The organism is Neobacillus rhizosphaerae (assembly GCF_937468385.1).
In the GTDB taxonomy this organism is placed as follows: Bacteria; Bacillota; Bacilli; order Bacillales; family Cytobacillaceae; genus Neobacillus; species Neobacillus rhizosphaerae.
This window is the reverse complement of the sequence record NZ_CALBWS010000002.1, coordinates 171,323-192,565: the sequence shown is the minus strand read 5'-3', so window position 1 is coordinate 192,565 and position 21,243 is coordinate 171,323. Positions and strand designations below refer to the sequence as shown.

The window sequence follows — 21,243 nt, the reverse complement described above, 5'->3', positions numbered from 1 at the left end:
GGAGCAAATGATTGCCAGTGTTTTGATAGGTGTTGCTATCTTTGGTTACGCGATTTGGCATTTTGTGAAATTTATTAATAAATCCAAAAAAGGAAAATGCGCCGCCTGCGACTTGAAAAATTCATGCTCAAGCGAATGCGCTATTCCACCGAAATTGAAATAAATGTCTCGTAAAAAACTGCTATCTTAAGACGATAGTAGTTTTTTACTTTAAATAGGCTTAATTACTTTTAAAAGTGGAGGAACTTGTGTAAAATTACACTAGAAGCGATTGAAAGAAGGGCTAAACGTGACCAGAGATGAAATTATCATGCAGGTTTCTGAAAAGCTTCGTCTGATCCGGACAGAAGCAGGTTATACGCAAGATAAAATGGCAGATATCATTGGTGTCTCCAAGAAAACGCTTGTGCAAATTGAGAAGGGAAGAGTTCTGGCCAACTGGTCTACTGTTGTTGCAATTTGTGCTCTTTTTCGGGAAACGGAAACAGTTCAATTTTTATTTGGAAACGAGCCCTTGGAAGTGTTGGAAACGGTTGCTAGGGAAGGTATTGATTTTCGTAAGATGAAAACACTGGGCGGCCGGATATGGTGGAAAGCGATTTCGAAGAAAAGTGGATTTATTCTCCAGCAAAATATTCTAAGCAAACATTTTCGGATATTAGATGAAAGAAATTATCGGATTTACAGCAGCTTTGATGAAAAGATGACGAAGCAGCGCTTTAAAGAATTGACCAAAGGATAATAATAGAATAAATTTGAAAAGACGGGCTGCGAGGCCTGTCTTTTTGTATTGAAAAGGGGCTGCGCACCCAACGAATCAGCAAATCCAATCGTGGTGAAAAATATACAGCAAATGCGACGAATTAAGTAAAGCGTAACTCTGTTCACATCGCATTTTTTATGGTAGCTTAGTTCTTTGGATGTTAGTATTTCCACTATAATTGTTAGTGGCATGAAACGCACTTTACGTTTTCAGTCAATTTTCCTTATATAGTCATAAAATCTAGCCATTCATCGAAAATTATACCTGGTAAAGATAATCGGCCGTTTGGATATCCTTTCCGTACGCATTATCATATCTTAGGAGGCACAATGAAAAAGTTAGCTGTACTCAAATTCTTTAAGAACTGGAAAAAGTGGCATTTACTCCAAGTTTTGGTGTTAACTGTGTTGATTATGATTCTAAGTTTCTTTGGACTTCTTTATTATCTTTCTAAGGATGCAGATATATCAGAACTGAAAAATGAGCTTCCCCAGCCAACGGTTTTTTATGACGTAAATGGGGAGGTAGCAAGCAAAGTATCTGCGAATAAGAATGAAGGAGTTTCAATCAAGGAAGTACCGGATTCAATGAAAAATGCCATCATTGCCATTGAGGATCATCGTTTTTATCAACATAGCGGTGTTGATTTAATTGGTACGTCTAGGGCTCTCCTCCGTGACCTAAAGGCCGGTGGGATGGTCGAAGGTGGTAGTACCATCACACAACAATTAACGAAAAATACGATACTTACCTCGGAAAAAACATTGAAAAGGAAATTGGAGGAAGTATTTTTAGCATTAGCAGTTGAACGGGAGTATACGAAACAGGAAATCCTTCAGATGTATTTAAATCAAATTTATTTTGGGAATGGTGCATATGGAATTAAACAAGCCGCAAGTAAATATTTTGCAAAAGAGGTTAAAGACCTTACCATAAGCGAGTCCGCCTTATTGGCAGGATTAATCAAAGCTCCTTCTGCCTTAAATCCTTATGAACATATGGAAAAGGCAACCGAAAGAAGAAACCTTGTGCTAGCTAAAATGAACGAGCAAGGTTTTATTACAAAACAGCAAGTTGAAAAGGCAAAGAATGAAAAGGTTGTTCTCGATGACAAGGGCGGTGACCCGTTCCGTGGTAAATTTCCTTATTATGTTGACCAAGTATTAGATGAGGCCATAAAACAGTACGGGTTATCTCAAGATGAATTATTAACAGGCGGCTATCAAATCTATACTGAACTTGATCCTTCCATGCAAGCGGCAATGGAGAAGACGTATCAAAATGATGCCTTATTCCCAAAAGGAAATGACCGGCTTGTGCAAAGCGGGGGAGTTTTAGTTGACCCTAAATCAGGCGGGGTAAGGGCTCTTGTTGGCGGTAGAGGGGATCATACTTTTAGGGGCTATAACCGAGCATCGCAGTTAAAGGCACAGCCAGGATCATCGTTCAAGCCATTAGCTGTGTATACCCCGGCACTTGAGGATGGCTGGAAAATTACTGACATGCTAAAAGATGAGCCGATGAAATTCGGCGATTATGAACCTAGCAATTATAATCATCAATATGAAGGCGAAGTACCGATGTATGATGCGGTAAAGGAATCGAAAAATGTATCAGCAGTCTGGCTGTTAAATGAACTGGGAATTGAAAAAGGATTAGATGCCGTTAACCGGTTTGGCATGACCTTGGATAAGGCTGACCGTAGTTTATCAATTGCTCTGGGTGGCTTGCATAAAGGAGTATCGCCAATTGATATGGCAGAAGCTTTTTCCGTTTTTCCTAATAACGGTGTAAGAGTAGAAACGCATGTGATTAAAAAAATCATCGATGCAAATGGCCAGGTTGTCGCTGAGTGGAAGACCAAAAAAGAGCGGGTGACGACCAAAGCAGTCACTGATAATATGACAACGATGCTGCTTGGTGTTGTCGAACAAGGCACCGGAAAAGCAGCACAAATTCCTGGCCGGGAAACGGCAGGTAAAACAGGTTCTACCCAGGTTCCAATTAAAGGAATCAATGGGCTGAAGGATCAATGGTTTGTAGGCTACACACCACAGCTAGTGGGATCTTTCTGGGTTGGTTATGATAAAACTGATGCCGAGCATTATATAAACCCAACGAGTGGCACAGGTTCGGCTGTTATCTTCCGTGAAGTGATGAAGGATGCTCTAAAAAACTCTCCAAACCAAAGCTTTCATGTCCAGCATATCTCTTCATTAATTGAAAAGCGAAAAAAGGAAGAAGAAGAAAAGAATCTTAGTAATTTTCAAAAGAAATTTAATAATGAGGTTCAAAAGTGGGAGGAGAAGTGGAATAAACAAAAGGAGAAATGGGATAAAAAGAATAAAGAAAAGGGAAAAGGAAAAGGGAAAGAACATTAATAAACGAAAGGCACGGACCATGTTCTGTGCCTTTTTTTACCAGATGATTTATGCGATAGTCAGCCCCTAAGAAGAGCAAAAGGATTTAGACCGGCTGAAGATACTTATTTATGAAAAAAGCTAGCAAAAGTCAAAGTGGAAGGGTTCTAGGTAGGTGTTGTGCTAAAAAAGCCGAAGTAGAAGGGCTCTAGGTAGGTGTTCAGCTAAAAAAGCCGAGCAAAAGTCGAAGCAGAAGGGTTCTACGTAGGAGTTCGGCAATAAAAGCCGAGCAAAAGCCGAAGTAGAAGGGTTCTAGGTAGGTGTTCAGCTAAAAAAGCCGAGCAAAAGTCGAAGCAGAAGGGTTCTAGGTAGGTGTTTGGCTAAAAAAGGTGAGCAAAAGCCGAAGTAGAAGTGTTCTAGGTAGGTGCTTGGCTAAAAAAGGCGAGCAAAAGCCGAAGTAGAAAGGTTCTACGTAGGAGTTTGGCTAAAAAAGCCGAGCAAAAATCCAAGTAGAAGGGCTCTACGTAGGTGTTCCGTTAAAAAAGCCGCCCAAAAGCCGAAGTAGAAAGGTTCTACGTAGGAGTTTGGCTAAAAAAGCCGAGCAAAAATCCAAGTAGAAGGGTTCTACGTAGGAGTTCCGTTAAAAAAGCCGCCCAAAAGCCGAAGTAGAAGTGTTCTAGGTAGGTGTTCGGCTTAAAAAGCCGAGGAAAAGCCGAAGAAGAAGGGTTCTACGTAGGTTTTCAGCTAAAAAAGCCGAGGAAAAGCCGAAGAAGAAGGGTTCTACGTAGGTTTTCAGCTAAAAAAGCCGAGCAAAAGCCGAAGTAGAAGTGTCCTACGTAGGAGGTTCGGCTAAACAAGCCGCCCAAAAGCCGAAGTAGAAGGGTTCTACGTAGGAGTTCGGTTAAAATAGCCGAGCAAAAGTCGAAGTAGAATGATTCTACGTAGGAGTTCTCCATCAAAAGCCAAGGTGGAAGGCTTCAACGTTGGAATCCCTATAAATGTAGGTCGATAAGGAAAGGTGAAGCATTACTCGTAATATAACCATCTGCCAAAACCTACGCTTTTATAGTATTTATTCAAAATCCTTCTAATTACATCTTTAGAGCCAATCACTCCACACCATTCATAAACCCAATTTGTAGTTATTTTCCGATCTGGAAAAAGAAGCTTTAGTTCCTTCACACTTCGCAGTACAGCAGAATCAACATTTTTTTCACAGCCACAATTATCACAGGCAATTTTCCTTCCATTAACAGAAACCAAAAATGATTGGCATGAAGAACAAATAATGCCTTTTCGCAGCCCGTCATATTCATAGGGGGGCAGCCGGAGATGAGGAGATTCAATTTGATGCATCGAAACCAAAAGGTCTGCTAGTTTTTTGTGCTTTCCATTGAATTTCCCTGTCCACATATTTAATTTTTTCATTAGAGTATTTAGCTGTGTAGGATAAATGATAGGCTCATGTTTTGGTGCTTGATAAAGGGTAAACTCGGGGTTGATAAATACGACCAACGATTCAACGGGCAGTTTGTAACCATATTTTTGGAGCAATTGGCGAAGTAAAGTTTCACATCGTTTTAATTGGTCAAGCGGATTCTTCATTAACTTTCCGGTTTTGGATATGAAATCACCTTTTTCATAATAATGATCGCCTTCAAAATTTTTTACATCAAAAAGATAGAGGGTCTCTTGAATAATCAAAGTATCAATTTGGAATTTCGAATTGTTTAACTCAAGCAGCAAATCATTTAATATGTAACATCCACTCTGAAGCTTTTCTGTTAAGGAATCGAACATCACTTCCCCTTCAAAACCTTTTTTTAGATTCAAATAGTTCCATTTGTCTTCTTCAGACAAATTCATTCTAGTGTTTAAGCTTCTTAATATTGTTATTTCTTCCCGTTCTTTTCGAGGCTTATAAGCCATAGAGCACTTCCTTTCTGTTTTTCAAAATAAAAAAACTAAACTGTTTAACTAACATAATTTTCAAATCAGTTTAATTTTATAAAAAAATATCAATAAACTGAAATAAATGAATGTATATTTAATGACATTTATCTGAAAAAAATAGATACTTAAAGGTAAAATAAAATTAGGATGAACGAATTGGAGTTTCATTCGTCTAAATAAATAAAAGAGAAAAGCAAGGTTGATGGGGAAAGAGAGGGCAATTGTCGAATGGATGCATTGATTAAAAATGCGAAAAAAGGGGATCATCTTGCTTTTGCCATGTTGTTTAAAGAAAATTATCCATTCCTTGTAAAATATTTAATGAAAATTACAATGAATCCCGATACAGCCGAAGAATTAGCACAGGAGACAATGGCGAAATGCGTTCAAAAGATTCACCTTTATAATGGTCAAAGTAAATTTTCCACATGGCTTGTTTCAATTGCGACCAATACATACATTGACCAATGCCGAAAAAAGAAACGAGAAAAAAACTGGCAGGGACAAGAGGAAGTATACCGTAAGTTGAAATGGCATTTTGAAAGCAGAAATGAAGAATGGAATGATTGCCTTGAGGCACTTGGGAAATTACCGGAGGACGTCCGAATTCCTATCATTTTGAAGCATTATTATGGTTACTCCTACGAAGAAATTGGCGAATGGATGAAAATTTCTGCTGGAACGGTTAAATCAAGAGTGCATAACGGAATAAAGTCGGTCAGAAGGGAGCTGAAGCTGGGTGAAGAAACAGAAAGTCATTATTCTGAACAGCGAACAACAAAATAAACAAGACTTTGATGCTATTCACGAGCTGCAAGAAGGATTACAAAGGATTGATCAATTCCCTGTCTATACGCCCAATTTACAATGGTTTGAACAAATGGTTATCCAAGAGCAGCAGAACAAAAGGAAAAAATTAATCAGCGATTTATCGGTCTTTTTTATTGTCGCATTCATCATTTTAAGTGGGATGATTATTTCTCTTTATCAGATGCCGGCAATTTTTATTCTTGTGCAAATCATCACCACCATCTTTATCGTGGTATACACAAGTGTTCGGTTAATGAAGAAGGCGAATCATATATGATTAGGGAGCATCCATTATTCACAATCATTGTTGTTGTCTTTATTTTGCTGTTGCAAAGCATATATTTATTTTTGGATGCACGGAAACGAAGCCATAACTATTGGCTTTGGGGGATAGTGGGACTTATCCAAGCACCAATGCCAACACTATTTTACTTAATTTTTGTTAGAAAAATTATCTATAAAAAAAATAAAAAAGTGGAGGATCCAAATGATGATGATAGTTACCACTGATAGCATACCTGGCAAGGAAATAAAAGAACTTGTTGGCTTTGTAAAAGGGAGTACGGTCCAATCCAAACATATTGGCAAAGATATATTAGCCGGTTTGAAGACGATTGTCGGTGGAGAGATTAAGGAATATACGGAAATGTTAAATGAAGCTAGACAAAAGGCAATCGACCGAATGACAGACGAAGCAAGAGAATTAGGTGCGAATGCAATCGTCGGCATGCGCTTACAATCGAGCTCTGTTATGCAGGGGGCATCAGAAATAATCGCCTATGGAACGGCAGTTTGGGCAGAATGATTCTGAAAAATGGGAATTGACTTTTAAATAAACAGATGATAATCTTACAAAGTAAGAAAAAAAAGGAAATGGAGGGTTACGAGATGATTGTATTGAATAATGCATGTTTAAAAATTGAATACTGGAATGTAACCTGTCCTAAAAAGTTTTCTTTTTAATTCTTTTCATACGTTAATGGCAAAAATGACATTACACAGGTTGCGTTCTTTTTTGATACGTAACGTGTGTTTTTTTGTCTCTTTTTTTGGGGAGATATACCGCACTTTAGCGGTATGTCTCTTTTTTTACATGTTTAAAGTAAAAGGAGGAACGTTCAATGTTTATGAAACCTGAGGTTAAACTTGCAAACACAATAGGAGCTCTCGAAGGCGGATAGTTTAAACAGAAAGGGGAATAACAACGATGTTTTCGGTGTTAAAAAAGTTAAGTTGGTTTTTTAGAGAAAATTGGAAGCGATATGCCATCGCCATATCCTTATTAATTATAGTAGGAATATTGGATGTTCTGCCGCCAAAATTAATAGGAATGGCGATTGATGATATTCATGTCGGTGCGATAACGGAAAATAAAATATTCCATTATTTAGCGTATTTATTGGTTATCATGATTTCATCCTATGGTATTACCTATGTATGGCAGCATCAATTATTTGGGGGAGCTTTTCTAGTAGAAAGAAAACTGCGGTCGAGGTTTGTGAGGCACCTTTTAAAAATGACCCCCGCCTTTTATGAAAAAAATCGGACTGGGGATTTAATGGCCCGGGCGACAAACGATTTAAAAGCAATTTCGATTACAGCAGGATTTGGGATTTTAACACTCGTTGATTCAAGTATTTGGATGATGACGCTGCTAGTGACAATGGGGATTTTTATTAGCTGGAAGCTGACGTTGGCTGCAATTATTCCGCTGCCCATTATGGCTGTTTTAATGAAAATCTATGGCAAGAGAATACACACTCGCTTTATGGAAGCTCAGGATGCATTTGGGGAGTTAAATGACCGAGTGCTTGAGTCTGTGGCAGGTGTTAGGGTTATTCGTGCCTATGTGCAAGAAAAGGCTGATGGCAATCGCTTTCATCAGTTAACGGAAGATGTTTACAACAAGAATATTAAAGTAGCAAGAATCGACTCTTTATTCGATCCAACCATCAAGGTGTTAGTTGGAATCAGCTACTTAATTGGCCTTGGCTATGGTGCTTATTTAGTTTTTCACCAGGCAATCACTTTAGGAAATCTTGTTTCCTTCAATGTTTATTTAGGGATGCTGATTTGGCCGATGTTTGCGATTGGTGAGTTAATAAATGTGATGCAGAGGGGAAATGCGTCACTGGACCGGGTCAATGCCACACTTTCCTATAAGGAGGAAGTCGATAATCCCCCGCAACCGGTGGAAGTCTCGACTGCCGATAGCATTGATTATGCTAAGGTAACCTTCCGCTATCCAACTTCAAAGACTGATAATCTAGAAAATGTAAATGTTCGGCTTCTTCAAGGTCAGACACTTGGAATTGTCGGTAAAACCGGCAGTGGGAAAACAACATTCATTAAACAGTTATTGAGGCAATACCCTCTTGGTATTGGGGATTTATCCATTGGTGGAGTATCAATCGAAGAGCAGACCTTAACGCAGGTTCGCAGTTGGATTGGTTATGTGCCGCAAGATCATGTGCTGTTTTCCAGAAGCGTGAAAGAAAATATTCTCTTTGGGAAACAAGAGGCAAGCGACGAAGAATTAGAGAAGGCAATTGATCTTGCTGCCTTTCGCAAGGATTTAGAAATGCTTCCTGAAGGGTTAGGCACACTCGTTGGTGAAAAGGGAGTGGCTCTATCTGGGGGGCAAAAGCAAAGAATTTCGATTGCGCGTGCGCTGATAAAAAATCCAGAAATTCTTATTCTCGATGATTCCTTATCAGCGGTTGATGCTAAGACAGAAAAAGTAATTATTGATAATATCCGCGAAGTAAGGGATGACAAAACGACGATCATTACGACGCATCGGATGTCAGCTGTGCAGCATGCCGACCATATTATTGTTCTTGATGAAGGAAGAATTATTGAAGCAGGCACACATGAACAACTGCTGGAGCAAAATGGATGGTATAAGGAACAATTCTTACGACAGCAGGTTGAAAATAACGTGGAAGATGAGGTGACAGCATGACAACAGGGAGGCGCTTAGTCAAGTATGCATTAGCTTATAAAAAAATTATTATCGCGGCCTTATTCATGCTGACCATCTCTGTGGTAAGCGATCTGGCTGGACCATTTATTGCGAAAAATATTATTGATCAGCATATTTTAGGGATTGAGTCTGTTTGGTATGAAACGACAAGCGGGAATAAAGCGGTAGAATTTAACAAGAAGTATTATAAAAGAGAAAAGTATTTTGCTAGTTCTGAACGAAAGGGGAAACCAATTCGCATTCTGCAAGTAGGTGCAAAATTTGTTTTTGTTGATCAAGAGCTTAAATTCGATGGACAAAGAAGCTTTCAAGCAGGAATGTTAACGGTTAAAAAGGGATCAGAGGAAGCGGAATATCATGCGGTTGTCCTAAAGGGAACGGAGTTGTTAACCTTTTATCAACCGGAAATTCCCGGTATTTTTCAATTGTTAGCTATTTATTTTGGATTATTGGTGATATCAGCGTTTTTTCAATATGGAGAACGTTTTCTCCTACAAAAATCAGCTAACCGTATCATTCAAAAAATGCGTGAAGATATTTTCGGGCATATCCAGCGGCTGCCGATTAACTATTTTGATAATCTCCCTGCTGGTAAAGTTGTGGCGAGGATTACCAATGATACGGAAGCCATCCGTGAGCTTTATGTTACCGTGCTCGCCACCTTTTTTACTAGTGCGATATATATAACCGGGATTTATGTGGCTCTGTTTATCTTGAATGTGAAGCTTGCGGCCATCTGTTTATTGTTACTGCCAATCCTTTATGCTTGGATGTTGGTTTATCGTAAATTTGCATCGAAATACAATCGAGTCATTCGTTCACGAAATAGTGACATTAATGCGATGATCAACGAATCCATCCAAGGGATGAGTATTATTCAAGCCTTCAGCAGGGAAAAGGAATCTAAACAAGAATTTGAAAAGCTTAACCATGAACATTTTAAGTATCAAAACAAGATGTTAAGTTTGAATGCTTTAACCTCCCATAACCTAGTGGGAATCTTAAGAAATCTAATTTTTGTAGCCTTCATTTGGTATTTCGGCGGGCAAGCACTTCTACCTGCTAACGTCATCTCACTTGGAATGCTATATGCCTTTGTTGATTATATCAACCGTCTATTCCAGCCGGTTCAAGGAATTGTCAATCAATTGGCCAATTTGGAGCAGGCACTCGTCGCTGGTGAGCGGGTGTTCAAGTTGATGGATGAACCTGGGGAAAATGTCAGTAATGAGAGGATTTCTCGCTTTAAAGGGAATGTTACCTTTGATCATGTTTCTTTCGGCTATAAAGAGGGAGAATATGTTCTAAAGAATATCGATTTCGAAGCAAAACACGGCGAAACAGTAGCCCTAGTTGGGCACACTGGCTCTGGAAAAAGTTCGATTATGAATTTACTTTTCCGTTTTTATGACTGTCAAAAGGGAAAAATTATGATTGATGGAAAAGATATCGAAAGTATCCCGCGGCAAACGATTCGCAATCATATGGGTATTGTTTTACAGGATCCATATTTATTTACTGGGACAATTGCCTCCAATGTAAGCCTTGACGATCCTTCTATAACCAAGGATAAAGTGGAGCAGGCGTTAAAAGATGTTGGCGCGGAAAAGGTATTTAAGAATTTAGAGAATGGTTATGATGAACCGGTAATCGAAAAGGGGAGTACGCTTTCAAGTGGGCAGCGTCAGCTTATTTCATTTGCCCGGGCCCTTGCCTTTAATCCAGCGATCCTAATACTTGATGAAGCAACCTCCAGTATTGATACTGAAACCGAAGCAGTTATCCAGGAGGCGATGGATGTCTTAAAGAAGGGCCGAACAACGTTTATCATCGCTCACCGTCTATCGACGATTCGCAATGCTGATCAAATTCTGGTATTGGATCGCGGGACAATTGTTGAAAGAGGAACACATGATGAATTGATGGCTTCAAATGGGAAGTATTATCAGATGTATCAGCTGCAACAGGGAAGTAATGAATTAGCAGGATAGTATAAGAGGTGGCCCTTTTAACGAAAAGTTAGAAGGGCCAGCTTTTTTTTGTTCTGCTCGATTGTTATTTGAAATATATATTCTTATTTTGGATTCGCTGATAAAATTAAAAATTCGCTGATAAAAGGAACAGATTCGTTGAAAAAATCATTAAAATCGCTGATAAGTTGCTCTTAATAGGTAAGGCCCACTCTTGAACCTATAAATTCATCGGAAAATAGCTGCCTGAAGGCGAAGTCACCAGTGTCATAAATCGAAATGGAGGAAGGATTTTCAGGGAGAAAGTCCTTTTCGTATCGATAAGTGCCAATTCTTTCACCGACAGGCAAATAGGTTGGACAAACGATGGTCCAATCAAGCCCCGATTTCTTTAATAATATATAAGCTTTTAAATGCTCTTCGGCATCCTTAGTGCTTTTACGTCTGGATTCTGCCGATTGGAAGCGGTATAAATGTGGTGCGGAACGAGCCTGCAGGATTCCCGCTGTACCTATCGTAATAATTCGGATAAGTCCATATTTTTTCATATTGCTGATAATGAAGGGCATGGAATCTGATAGAGTTGTGCTTCCATCAGTATTTAACGCACTGACCACCACATCAGTACCTTTTATGCAATTAGCAATATCCTTTTCTTGTAAGACATTACCTTCTTTAACTGTAAGCTCTGCAGCGTCTTGGTTTAGTTTTTTCGCATCTCGCACTAAGGTTTGGACAGAAAGGTGATTGGTTAAAGCATTTTCCAAAATTACTGAGCCCACTCTTCCTGTTGCCCCAAAAAGGCAAATGTTCACAAAAAATTCACTCCTTGGTCACTAAGGTGTAATTTCTATCACTTGTTAATCCTACCTCTTATGATAACTTTAAAATGTTTAAGTATTTAAATTTAATATGGGGTGGGATGTATATGGGTGAGTATTCAATTGTACTATTAATCGGTAGCTTTTTAATCCTCTCTTATTATATCGGATATACAATCTATAAAGCATAAGCTGCAGACAAATGTCTGCAGTTTTTTTATTTCAACGATGAAAATAGCGAAACCATTAAAGTCGAAGTAGAAGGGTTCTACGTAGGCATTTCTCCAGAAAAATTAGACGAAAGTCGAAGTAGAAGGGCTCTACGTAGGTATTTCTCCAAAAAAAGAAAGCGAAAGTCGATGTAGGAGGGTTCTACGTAGGTATTTCTCCAAAAAAAGAAGACGAATGTCGAAGTAGAAGGTTCTACGTAGGTATTTCTCCAAAAAAAGAAGACGAAAGTCGAAGTAGAAGGGTTCTACGTAGGTATTTCTCCAAAAAAAGAAAGCGAAAGTCGATGTAGGAGGGTTCTACGTAGGTATTTCCCCAAAAAAAGAAGACGAAAGTCGAAGTAGAAGGTTCTACGTAGGTATTTCCCCCAAAAAAGAAGACGAAAGTCGAAGTAGAAGGGTTCTACGTAGGTATTTCTCCAAAAAAAGAAGTCGAAAGTCGAAGTAGAAGGGTTCTACGTAGGCATTTCCCCAAAAAAAGAAGACAAAAGTCGAAGTAGAAGGGTTCTACGTAGGTATTTCTCCAAAAAAAGAAGGCGAAAGCCGAAGTAGAAGGGTTCTACGTAGGCATTTACTCGGTTTGAATATCCAGGCTCAGCTTTGGGGCACTCCGCCTTATTATGTTAGGTTGGGACTTAATTTATTATATATCCAAAATAGTAAATGGCCTTTATCGCCATTTTCGCTTTGAATTAATAAAATGGTTAGAAATGGGTATATATATTGAAGTAGTACAAATAAATGAGGTGAAACACTCTTGGGAAATTTTAGAGTAGAAAAAGATTCACTTGGTGAAGTTCATGTCCTATCAGAAAAATATTGGGGGGCACAAACACAACGGAGCAAGGAAAACTTTAAAATTGGTACCGAAAAAATGCCTCTCGAGCTTATATTTGGGCTAGCTTATATTAAAAAATCTGCAGCAATTGTCAATCAACAATTAGGAAAACTAAGTGAAGCAAAAATGGTGGCCATTATAAAAGTGTGTGATCAAATCCATAGCGGAGATTTTGACGAACATTTTCCATTAGCAGTCTGGCAAACCGGCAGCGGTACACAGTCCAATATGAACGTAAATGAGGTAATTGCCAACCGGGCAAACGAATGGTTAAAGGAGCAGGGCAGTGCAGAAAAAATCCATCCTAATGATGATGTCAACATGTCGCAAAGCTCCAACGATACCTTTCCAACGGCGATGCATATTGCTGCCTATAAAAAAGTAGCAGAAGACCTGATTCCTGCCATTCGTGTTCTTAAAAACACGCTGCTTGAAAAAGAGAAAGCTTTTTCAAACATTGTAAAAATAGGGAGAACACATTTACAGGATGCAACTCCACTGACAGTTGGACAAGAAATAAGCGGTTGGAGGGCAATGCTTGAAAAAAATGAAAGAATGATTATTGAAGCAAGCAAATATCTACTCGATTTGGCCATAGGAGGTACTGCAGTAGGTACGGGAATCAATGCCGACCCACAGTTTGGAGCAAAGGTAGCTGAGCAAATTTCTACTTTAACCGGCTATCCATTTCGGTCATCAGAAAATAAATTTCAAGCCTTAACAAGTCATGATGAAATTGTTTATGTCCATGGTTCCTTAAAAGCATTAGCAGCTGATTTAATGAAAATGGCTAATGATGTCCGCTGGCTGGCAAGCGGACCACGCAGTGGGATTGGCGAAATAAGCATTCCTGCGAATGAGCCCGGAAGCTCTATCATGCCCGGAAAAGTAAATCCAACGCAAAGTGAAGCGTTAACGATGGTGGTATGCCAAGTTTTTGGTAATGACGCAACTATTGGGTTTGCAGCTAGCCAGGGGAATTTTGAGTTAAATGTATATAAACCAGTGATTATTTATAATCTTATCCAATCCATCAGGCTTCTTGCTGATGGAATGCGATCATTTAATAATAATTGTGCAGTAGGTATTGAGGCTAACGAAGAAGTAATCAAGAGACATGTGGAACAATCTTTGATGCTGGTGACGGCGTTAAATCCCCATATTGGCTATGAAAAAGCGGCACAAATAGCTAAAATGGCTTTTATAGAAAACAGCACGTTAAAGGAAGCAGCTATTAAAACCGGCTTTGTAACTAGGGAACAATTTGACCAATGGATTAAACCTGAAAACATGATTTAACATAGACATCTCTCCTACTATCCGGATTATTGACAAGGAAAGCCCCCTCCGCTGAAGGAGGGGGCTAAGCCATATTATTTATTTGTTGTATAAGTGGGTTTGTTAAAAATTAACGTTGGAACCCGCCAAGTTGGGATTCAGCCATTTGAACAAGACGCTTTGTAATTTCTCCTCCGACAGAACCATTTGCACGTGAAGTTGTATCAGCACCAAGGGTTACGCCAAATTCTGTAGCAATTTCATACTTCATTTGATCAAGTGCTTGTTGAACGCCTGGTACTACAAGTTGATTAGAGTTGTTGTTAGTAGCCATAGTTGAAAACACTCCTCTTAATAAGTTTGGGGTCAGTATGGAATTGAACCATATGATTGCCTCCTTGGCCTAACCCATATTATGATTGTTTCCTCTAGTAAATATCTTCTTTTTGGCTGGATTATCCTGACTTGCACCGCTTACTACTTTAATTGGTTTCATCCATCGTGTGTAATTATTGCTTTGTAATCTTTATTATGATTATATCTTGAAGACTTATTCGTGATATTGATTAGTAATTTATTCCATTACATACCACAGGTAAACTAACACAAACTAAAGGTATCTAATAATCAAAAGGGTGAAGTGTATGTCAGTATGCCCAGTCTGTAATGGTTTTCGGGACGTCTATTTAATATGTACCAATTGTGGAGAACCTATGTTGGAAAGCGGCCGGATTATGGATTTTTATGATGACTATAGTCCGTATATGGAAATTAATATAATGAAAATGGAGGACAATTATCCTGATACGAAATCAGGACATAAGTGTCCGCACCTATACAGCTGCCCTAATTGCCATCAAGATGAAGTAATTTTGATAAAAGAATAAGCCTCATATATTAGAAACGGAGGCTTTAGAAATTATTATATTTCGTATTACGGACGGATTCTTAATTCTGTATCGGTATCAAAGAAGTGGGCCTTGTTTAAGTCAAAGGCTAAGTCTAATTTATCACCTGGTTTGACATCGGCACGTGAATCAAGTCGAGCGACAAAATCTTGATCGCCAATAGCAGAGTAGATCATTAATTCGGCACCAGTTAACTCGGCAACATCAATATTAGCGGTAATTTTTGTTCCGGAAGACGCTTCAATGAAAACCGGTTCATCATGGATATCTTCTGGACGAATCCCTAGGATAATGGACTTTCCGACATAGCCTTGCTCACGAAGGAATTTCATTTTTCCTTCCGGAACCGCAACAGATGTTTTTCCAATTACAAACTTGCCATCTTCAAGTTTACCATTAAAGAAATTCATCGCCGGGGAACCAATAAAGCCGCCGACAAACACATTTTCTGGTTTTTCATATACTTCTTTAGGCGAACCAACTTGTTGAATGACACCGTCTTTCATAACAACTAATCGAGTTGCCATTGTCATTGCTTCAGTTTGGTCATGAGTAACATAGATGGTCGTTGTATCTAAACGACGGTGGAGCTTGGCAATCTCGGCGCGCATTTGCACACGGAGCTTGGCATCAAGATTGGATAAAGGTTCGTCCATTAAGAATACCTTAGCGTCACGGACAATGGCACGGCCCAAGGCAACACGCTGGCGCTGACCACCAGATAGAGCCTTTGGTTTACGAGTTAAGTAAGCTTCTAAGCCAAGAATTTTTGCCGCTTCCTTTACCCGACGATCAATTTCGTCTTTGGCAAATTTACGCAGTTTCAAACCGAAGGCCATGTTATCATAAACGGTCATATGTGGGTAAAGGGCATAGTTTTGGAAAACCATCGCAATATCGCGGTCTTTCGGTGCGACATCGTTTACTCTTTTCCCATCAATGTAAAAGTCACCTTTTGAAATATCTTCAAGACCAGCAATCATTCGAAGTGTCGTTGACTTTCCGCATCCGGACGGACCAACAAATACGATAAATTCCTTATCTTCAATATGTAAATTGAAATCTTGAACAGCGGTTACTTTATTATCGTAAATTTTATAAATATGATCTAATTTTAACTCTGCCATGTGAATTTCCCCCTTGTTAATCTTAGTAAACTTAGTTTACAGTGTCAGATGGAAAAAAAGTATGGACAGGTTGCACAAAAACTGAAAACGCTTTTTTGGGCACATTGTTACATATCCTGATTTTGTTCAAACAAGAGGCAAGCTAAAAAGACCGTAAAGGCTCCGTAAAAATCTTTTAATCCAATGCCAGTTTTTTCACTAAATTTATCGATGCGATATTGAAGCGTGTTTCGATGGATATACAATTTTTTAGCTGTCAAACTTGCATTTAAATTATTTTCTAAAAAAAACTTGATGGTTGAAAACATTTCCGGGTCATCATGGAATATCTCTATGACCTCTTGGTTGACTTTTTGTTTTAATTCTTCTGGCAAATGATTCGCTAAATAGGCTGGAAAAACCCGTTCAAATGTAAAGATATTCGGGTTACCCAAATTGGTAATTCCAAAAGTAAAGTATTCTTTTTCCCGGAGAAGTTGTGAGCGTAGTTGATGGGAAAAGGGATGGAGTTTCCCAATAAAAAAAGAAATTTTCACATAAAAATCACTTTCGAATGTTTCTGACATAGAAATTAGTTCATCTTCGGAAAGAGAAATTAGTTTCTTCTCTTCTATGACAATTCCCCGGCTACTGCTTTCCCAAATGATGGTCACTTCCTCAGTAAAGAAGCCTTTTAAAGCAGACTCAATTTCGAATTGGTTCCCATCATGACTGCTAATTTGAAACTGAATAAAGCGGAAATGAGTCCCAGAATCATATGGTGGAAGAGGACCATCAAAAAATAAAAATTCTGACCAGCCACTTTTAGATGATAGGTAAAATGATGTTTGAACCTCAACTAGTTTGTAGATCGTTTTTAAAAGCGTTAATTCTTTTTCACTGATGTCTGTTTTAGGAATGCCAATCCACTCATTCTCTTCATCGTTACAAAAGATATACAATTGTTCAGAAGGATTCTCTGGTTGATTGGGAAACAAAATGGAATTCTCGTATATGGACAATAATTTTCGTAGCATCGATCATTTTCCCCATTATCAAAATATTTTAAGAAAAGCGCAAGGCGCCCGTCTACCTAGAAATTCTACTACATTATACCAGTAATCGAGTGACAATTAAAAAGGCTGAGCCTATAGAATGTTGGCTAGCCTAGTTGTTTCTCTGAATTGAATTAGTCACATTCATAGGGTGGTAGTTCCTCGGTAAGGTCATGTGCTTCTTCAATATTTGTTGAATTATGCCGAGCATGGACTGTACCACCGGACATTCCTTCATTAATCATTCGGTCAATATCCATATAGGCTTTATCTCTTCCTTCATGAACTGAGCCTTGATTCGATCCCTTTTCTTTATCCTTTTCCATGACAATCAATCCTTTCCCATTTCTATGTTTAGTTTGTGGAAAGGATAAATTTTCATGCATAGGGAGTTTAGGCAGAATTATTCATAGACGTGATAAAGCATTAATTCATGGATTTGGCTTGTTAATTTGTCAATTTCTTCTTGTTCAGGAGTACTTGTTGTGAATTCAATTTTTCCCGTTTGGTGGTAGATACCTGTAAACCTTTGCTTTTTATAGTAAAAGGAAAAGTTCCAGCCAGGAATATTTTTATTTTCAAATAATGGTTTGAACTGAAAATGCATCAACATAGTAAACATCCCCTTTTACATGCTATCTCTAGATTACCTTGTTTAGGGAATTATTTAAACACATATTAGTTTTAATTATCTGCTAATTGAAGGAATAAGCGGCAAAGCTGTTCTATTTTCCTTTCTTCAATCTCTGTCTCATCAAAACTCATCGGCTTTGAATTTACTTCATAAATGGAATACCGACCAGTTTTACTTATACCTGCATCAATAGAAAACTCGCCAAAAAAACCAAATTGTTTCGATAATGCTTCTCCGATATGTGGGACAACCGTTTGAATGAATTGATCATGTTCCGTAGATTGGAAAAGCTCGTAGGGAAGCAGTCTCCCTCCGGTTGGTATATGTGTCGTAATCTCTTGAGTCTGGGCCTGCCTAATTCCGACTCCTGTTAGAACATAACCATCCACCTCTGCATGGGCAAGAATGCGAAAATCGAAGCGGTTTCCCTCATACTCGGCTGAATTAATTTCTTCCTGGGCCAAATAGTTTTTCTCAAGTAGTTCCTTGTTCCATCTGTCCCAAAAACGATGAAAGGATGGATAGGATTCATAATTATCAACCCCTTGAAGTTGAATTGCAGATGGATTCATTAGCTTTAGACGGAAAATACCTATTCCTTTAGATGCTTGCGATGGTTTTAAATAAATGCTTTTATGTTTCTTCAGAAAAGAGAACAATTCCTTTTTTTCCTGTACAAGGATTGTTTGCGGTAAAAAGTTTTGTAGCACCGGATGATTTTTTAATAACTCATAGAGCTCATATTTATCGATAAAACATGGATTAAAAAAGGGGATTTTTTTGTCCCTTAACACGGAAATAAAACGTCGGAATGATTCCTTTTGTTCTGATTTTCGAAACGGAATTCGATTATAAACAAGGCTCGGGTAGGGAAATTTCCGCTTTATCCAGCATTTTTTCTCAAGTGAAAAGGTATAGCCAATAATGAAATCCTTCGTTGTTCCTTCAGTTGTAAAGACAAAGCTTACTCCATTTAATGAAATAAGCTTTTTTTGCAATTCAATAAAAAGCGGGCCGTTACCTGCTATGTCACCATTTTCCTTCCGAGAAGTCAAAATCCCAATCAGTGGACCAGTCGTATTGTTTATCATTTGAACAGTTCCTCAGGATGTAATAAAGCTTGCTCGGTTAGAAAAATGGCAAATGCGATTGATAATTTCCGTGTTAGGAAATCAACTTCCTTCAATTCAGGATGACTAAAAATAGATCTGCCTGGTTTGGAATTAGCTTCAAAGATCCATACATTTCCGTTTCGGTCGATACCTAAATCAAAACCAATCTCACCAATAATGCCTTCAATATTTCTGTCGAGTGATTTGCTAAGCAATAGTGCAGTACTTATCAGCTTTTCGGTATATAAATCACATTCTTCCTTTGGGAAAATTTCTGCGATTGTTTTGATATCACCACCACTTCGTGCATGTGTAGTTACGCTTCCATGACCGGCAATTTTCGCGGCAATCGCTGATACTTGCCATTTTCCATAGTCATCCTTATTTGTATGGACACGAAAATCAATGGAACGCTTTTCATTTCTAAGCAAGGAAATGCCTTGCTGCACTAACATTTTTTCTAGTGATTGATGAGCAAATACGGAATGAAACAAACGTTCTAAACTGACAAATTTTCGTAATCGATTAATATAGCCATCGTCTTGATATCGACAATAATAATCGCCTGTTTGTTTGTCAAAAATCACCTGATGAACACCTAAACCGAGGCTGCCGTTTTTTGGCTTTATAAAAATATGGCCATATTTGGACAGCATCGTTTCCATGATGGAAAAGGACGTAAATGGATGGGTCTCCGGCAAGTAAGTAGTAACCGATGGATCTTTCTGAAGTCTCTCATAAATATCTAGTTTATTGAAAAAACCGGGATTGTACCATGGAATGAGATATTCTTTTTGTAGTCGCTCTCTTACTTTAATCAATTTTGGGTTGTTCTCACTTTTTCGATTGGGCAGGCGGTCGTAAATCACATTTGGAAAGGGAACCTCAACCGTTGTCCAAGCCTGATTATGAAAAAAGTAACCTTCAATCGTTCCTTGCTCCCAATCAATATGCTGCTCCCCGAAGACAAATGCCAAGGCACCGACCGGTTTATTAACAGATAACAGTTTTGAAAAAAACAATGTTCGTTCGCCAACTGGCTGCTGGGGAATGGAAGTAAACCCCGCTGTAAAAATACCTACGAGTGGACCGATATAAAGAATTTGGTTTTCGATAAAGGCATGTAATGGGATAGTAAAATGAGGGAACTGGATGGCTTCTTGAATTTTCTTGCTTATCACAATCCGGTCATTTTTATCAGGATGTGGGAAAAAATCAACAGCAATTGATTTTGAGCCAAAAGCAATTTTTTTTATCTGTTTATCCCGAAGGACAGCCTGGGGACAGAACACAACCATTTGATCATTTTGAGTAACTTCAATGAGATAATGTTTTCTCATAATAGTTCTTCCTTTCTTGCGGATCCGTTCCGGAAAGGTATTTGCCATAAAGCAGCGGTTTCATGTGAATGATCTCCTTCAAATCTGGCCGTGTTTGTAATAGTACCTTTCTTCCCGGTTTGGAATTGACATCAAGAATCCAAATGGATCCGTTTTTTGCGATACCAATATCAACACCAATCTCAAACAATGGCATAAATTCCTTTTCAAGGAGGGCAGGGAGGTTGGTAAGAATGTAGTCTAATTCTTGGCGTATATATTCCCCCTTTGCAGGTGGAAGTGAAGATAGCCAATCTGTAAACGCGATGACGGCCCCTCCTGCACTTAAGTTTGATAGAATGCCCCCAGTACTTCCGATGCGAATCCCTCTGCCAAGTTCGCCCCAGACCCCTCGCACACTTTTTTGCAGGAGAACACGGATATCAAAGGGCTGGAGTTCATTATTGGATAGTTCTAGATACGGCTGCAGCAGAAAGTCACGCTGATTGATTAACGGTTTTAACCATTGAAGAAGCTTAGCCTCATTTGGAAATATACGTGAAATAATTTTCTTGTGTTTTTCTGTTTTCACATGAAAGGTTTTGTCGTTTTTTTTCAAGTAATAAATACTGTACCCACCAGATCCATTAATTGGCTTTAAGATAATTTTTTTCTTCGTCGCTAATTCTTTTAGAATAATGCCTGTATCCGAAACTGATTGAGTATCAGGTAAATAGGAAACTAAACCAGTGTTCCGTAATGTTTTATAAATTTCAAGTTTATTAGGCAATCCATAGCCTAAAAAGGTAATATCATTTCTGCTCTTCAGCCAAGAGACAATCGGCAAGCATTGTTTGGAATGTTCATCCTCTCCGTAGAAACAGCGATCGTAAATGATGGATGGGATTGGCCGTTCACTTTCCAGCCAGCATTGAGCTTTTGAATCAAACCTTTTCCCTTTTACCTGAAGCGTATGTGGATTGATATCGGATGGAAGGAAGCGGAAAACCTCCATCTCGCACGATTCAGCAAGGCTGGCGATTTCTTTAATATAAGAATTTTCACTCTCCATAGTTAACGTCATAATGCCAAATGTAATCATT

Annotated in this window: 20 protein-coding genes; 10 read left to right on the top strand and 10 right to left on the bottom strand. The window is 38.6% G+C overall.

What is annotated here, in order from left to right:
- The first annotated feature begins 7 nt into the window (after nt 1-7).
- From M5A78_RS03680 to M5A78_RS03670, 3 genes are all read left to right on the top strand, one after another.
- Nucleotides 8-163 carry a DUF1068 domain-containing protein gene (locus M5A78_RS03680; protein ID WP_248733934.1) on the top strand — a complete coding sequence of 52 codons (156 nt, stop codon included), beginning with the start codon at nt 8-10 and terminating at the stop codon, nt 161-163.
- 126 nt (nt 164-289) lie between these two features.
- On the top strand, nt 290-742 hold the full coding sequence (locus M5A78_RS03675; RefSeq protein WP_248733933.1) for a helix-turn-helix transcriptional regulator: 453 nt from the start codon (nt 290-292) through the stop codon (nt 740-742).
- Nucleotides 743-1,092: 350 nt separating this feature from the next.
- Nucleotides 1,093-3,144 (top strand): transglycosylase domain-containing protein, encoded by a 2,052-nt coding sequence (locus M5A78_RS03670; RefSeq protein WP_248733932.1) that lies wholly within the window; start codon nt 1,093-1,095, stop codon nt 3,142-3,144.
- A gap of 1,005 nt (nt 3,145-4,149) precedes the next feature.
- Here M5A78_RS03670 and M5A78_RS03665 read toward each other — a convergent pair.
- On the bottom strand, nt 4,150-5,052 hold the full coding sequence (locus M5A78_RS03665) for a nuclease-related domain-containing protein (protein ID WP_248733931.1): 903 nt from the start codon (nt 5,050-5,052) through the stop codon (nt 4,150-4,152).
- A gap of 252 nt (nt 5,053-5,304) precedes the next feature.
- Here M5A78_RS03665 and sigY point away from each other — a divergent pair, with 252 nt between their 5' ends.
- The 6 genes from sigY (at nt 5,305) to M5A78_RS03635 (ending at nt 10,863) form a co-directional block, all read left to right on the top strand.
- Nucleotides 5,305-5,862: an RNA polymerase sigma factor SigY gene (gene sigY, locus M5A78_RS03660; protein WP_248733930.1), complete on the top strand. Its 558-nt coding sequence runs from the start codon at nt 5,305-5,307 to the stop codon at nt 5,860-5,862.
- Nucleotides 5,816-6,163 carry a YxlC family protein gene (locus tag M5A78_RS03655; RefSeq protein ID WP_248733929.1) on the top strand — a complete coding sequence of 116 codons (348 nt, stop codon included), beginning with the start codon at nt 5,816-5,818 and terminating at the stop codon, nt 6,161-6,163. The genes sigY and M5A78_RS03655 overlap by 47 nt, the downstream gene beginning before the upstream one ends.
- A complete protein-coding gene (locus tag M5A78_RS03650) occupies nt 6,160-6,396 on the top strand; it encodes a sigma-Y antisigma factor component (RefSeq protein WP_248733928.1) in 237 nt (78 codons plus the stop codon). Before M5A78_RS03655 ends, M5A78_RS03650 begins: the two co-directional genes overlap by 4 nt.
- The gene (locus M5A78_RS03645; protein WP_248734018.1) at nt 6,377-6,691 is read left to right on the top strand and encodes a YbjQ family protein; all 315 of its coding nucleotides are present in this window, start codon (nt 6,377-6,379) and stop codon (nt 6,689-6,691) included. Before M5A78_RS03650 ends, M5A78_RS03645 begins: the two co-directional genes overlap by 20 nt.
- A 402-nt stretch (nt 6,692-7,093) precedes the next feature.
- Nucleotides 7,094-8,851, top strand: a complete 1,758-nt coding sequence (locus M5A78_RS03640; RefSeq protein ID WP_248733927.1) for an ABC transporter ATP-binding protein — start codon at nt 7,094-7,096, stop codon at nt 8,849-8,851.
- Nucleotides 8,848-10,863, top strand: coding sequence for an ABC transporter ATP-binding protein (locus M5A78_RS03635; protein WP_248733926.1), 2,016 nt, complete (start codon nt 8,848-8,850; stop codon nt 10,861-10,863). Before M5A78_RS03640 ends, M5A78_RS03635 begins: the two co-directional genes overlap by 4 nt.
- A gap of 173 nt (nt 10,864-11,036) precedes the next feature.
- On the opposite strand, the gene M5A78_RS03630 is transcribed toward M5A78_RS03635, so the two are convergent.
- Nucleotides 11,037-11,657, bottom strand: a complete 621-nt coding sequence (locus tag M5A78_RS03630; RefSeq protein ID WP_248733925.1) for an NAD(P)-dependent oxidoreductase — start codon at nt 11,655-11,657, stop codon at nt 11,037-11,039.
- 990 nt (nt 11,658-12,647) lie between these two features.
- On the opposite strand from M5A78_RS03630, the gene fumC reads away from it, so the two are divergent.
- Nucleotides 12,648-14,027, top strand: a complete 1,380-nt coding sequence (fumC, locus tag M5A78_RS03625; RefSeq protein WP_248733924.1) for a class II fumarate hydratase — start codon at nt 12,648-12,650, stop codon at nt 14,025-14,027.
- Nucleotides 14,028-14,136: 109 nt separating this feature from the next.
- On the opposite strand, the gene M5A78_RS03620 is transcribed toward fumC, so the two are convergent.
- From M5A78_RS03620 to M5A78_RS03580, 8 genes are all read right to left on the bottom strand, one after another.
- On the bottom strand, nt 14,137-14,340 hold the full coding sequence (locus tag M5A78_RS03620; protein WP_248733923.1) for an alpha/beta-type small acid-soluble spore protein: 204 nt from the start codon (nt 14,338-14,340) through the stop codon (nt 14,137-14,139).
- Nucleotides 14,341-14,940: 600 nt separating this feature from the next.
- Nucleotides 14,941-16,041, bottom strand: coding sequence for an ABC transporter ATP-binding protein (locus M5A78_RS03610; protein WP_248733921.1), 1,101 nt, complete (start codon nt 16,039-16,041; stop codon nt 14,941-14,943).
- Nucleotides 16,042-16,148: 107 nt separating this feature from the next.
- Nucleotides 16,149-17,057: a PucR family transcriptional regulator gene (locus M5A78_RS03605; protein ID WP_248733920.1), complete on the bottom strand. Its 909-nt coding sequence runs from the start codon at nt 17,055-17,057 to the stop codon at nt 16,149-16,151.
- Between the two features lie 152 nt (nt 17,058-17,209).
- Nucleotides 17,210-17,401 carry a hypothetical protein gene (locus M5A78_RS03600; RefSeq protein ID WP_248733919.1) on the bottom strand — a complete coding sequence of 64 codons (192 nt, stop codon included), beginning with the start codon at nt 17,399-17,401 and terminating at the stop codon, nt 17,210-17,212.
- Between the two features lie 77 nt (nt 17,402-17,478).
- Nucleotides 17,479-17,688 (bottom strand): YheE family protein, encoded by a 210-nt coding sequence (locus tag M5A78_RS03595; RefSeq protein ID WP_248733918.1) that lies wholly within the window; start codon nt 17,686-17,688, stop codon nt 17,479-17,481.
- A gap of 71 nt (nt 17,689-17,759) precedes the next feature.
- The gene (locus M5A78_RS03590) at nt 17,760-18,800 is read right to left on the bottom strand and encodes a YheC/YheD family endospore coat-associated protein (RefSeq protein ID WP_248733917.1); all 1,041 of its coding nucleotides are present in this window, start codon (nt 18,798-18,800) and stop codon (nt 17,760-17,762) included.
- Nucleotides 18,797-20,161 carry a YheC/YheD family endospore coat-associated protein gene (locus M5A78_RS03585; RefSeq protein WP_248733916.1) on the bottom strand — a complete coding sequence of 455 codons (1,365 nt, stop codon included), beginning with the start codon at nt 20,159-20,161 and terminating at the stop codon, nt 18,797-18,799. The genes M5A78_RS03590 and M5A78_RS03585 overlap by 4 nt, the downstream gene beginning before the upstream one ends.
- Complete coding sequence (locus tag M5A78_RS03580) at nt 20,139-21,242, bottom strand: YheC/YheD family endospore coat-associated protein (RefSeq protein WP_248733915.1); 1,104 nt, start codon at nt 21,240-21,242, stop codon at nt 20,139-20,141. The genes M5A78_RS03585 and M5A78_RS03580 overlap by 23 nt, the downstream gene beginning before the upstream one ends.
- Nucleotide 21,243: the final 1 nt, after the last annotated feature.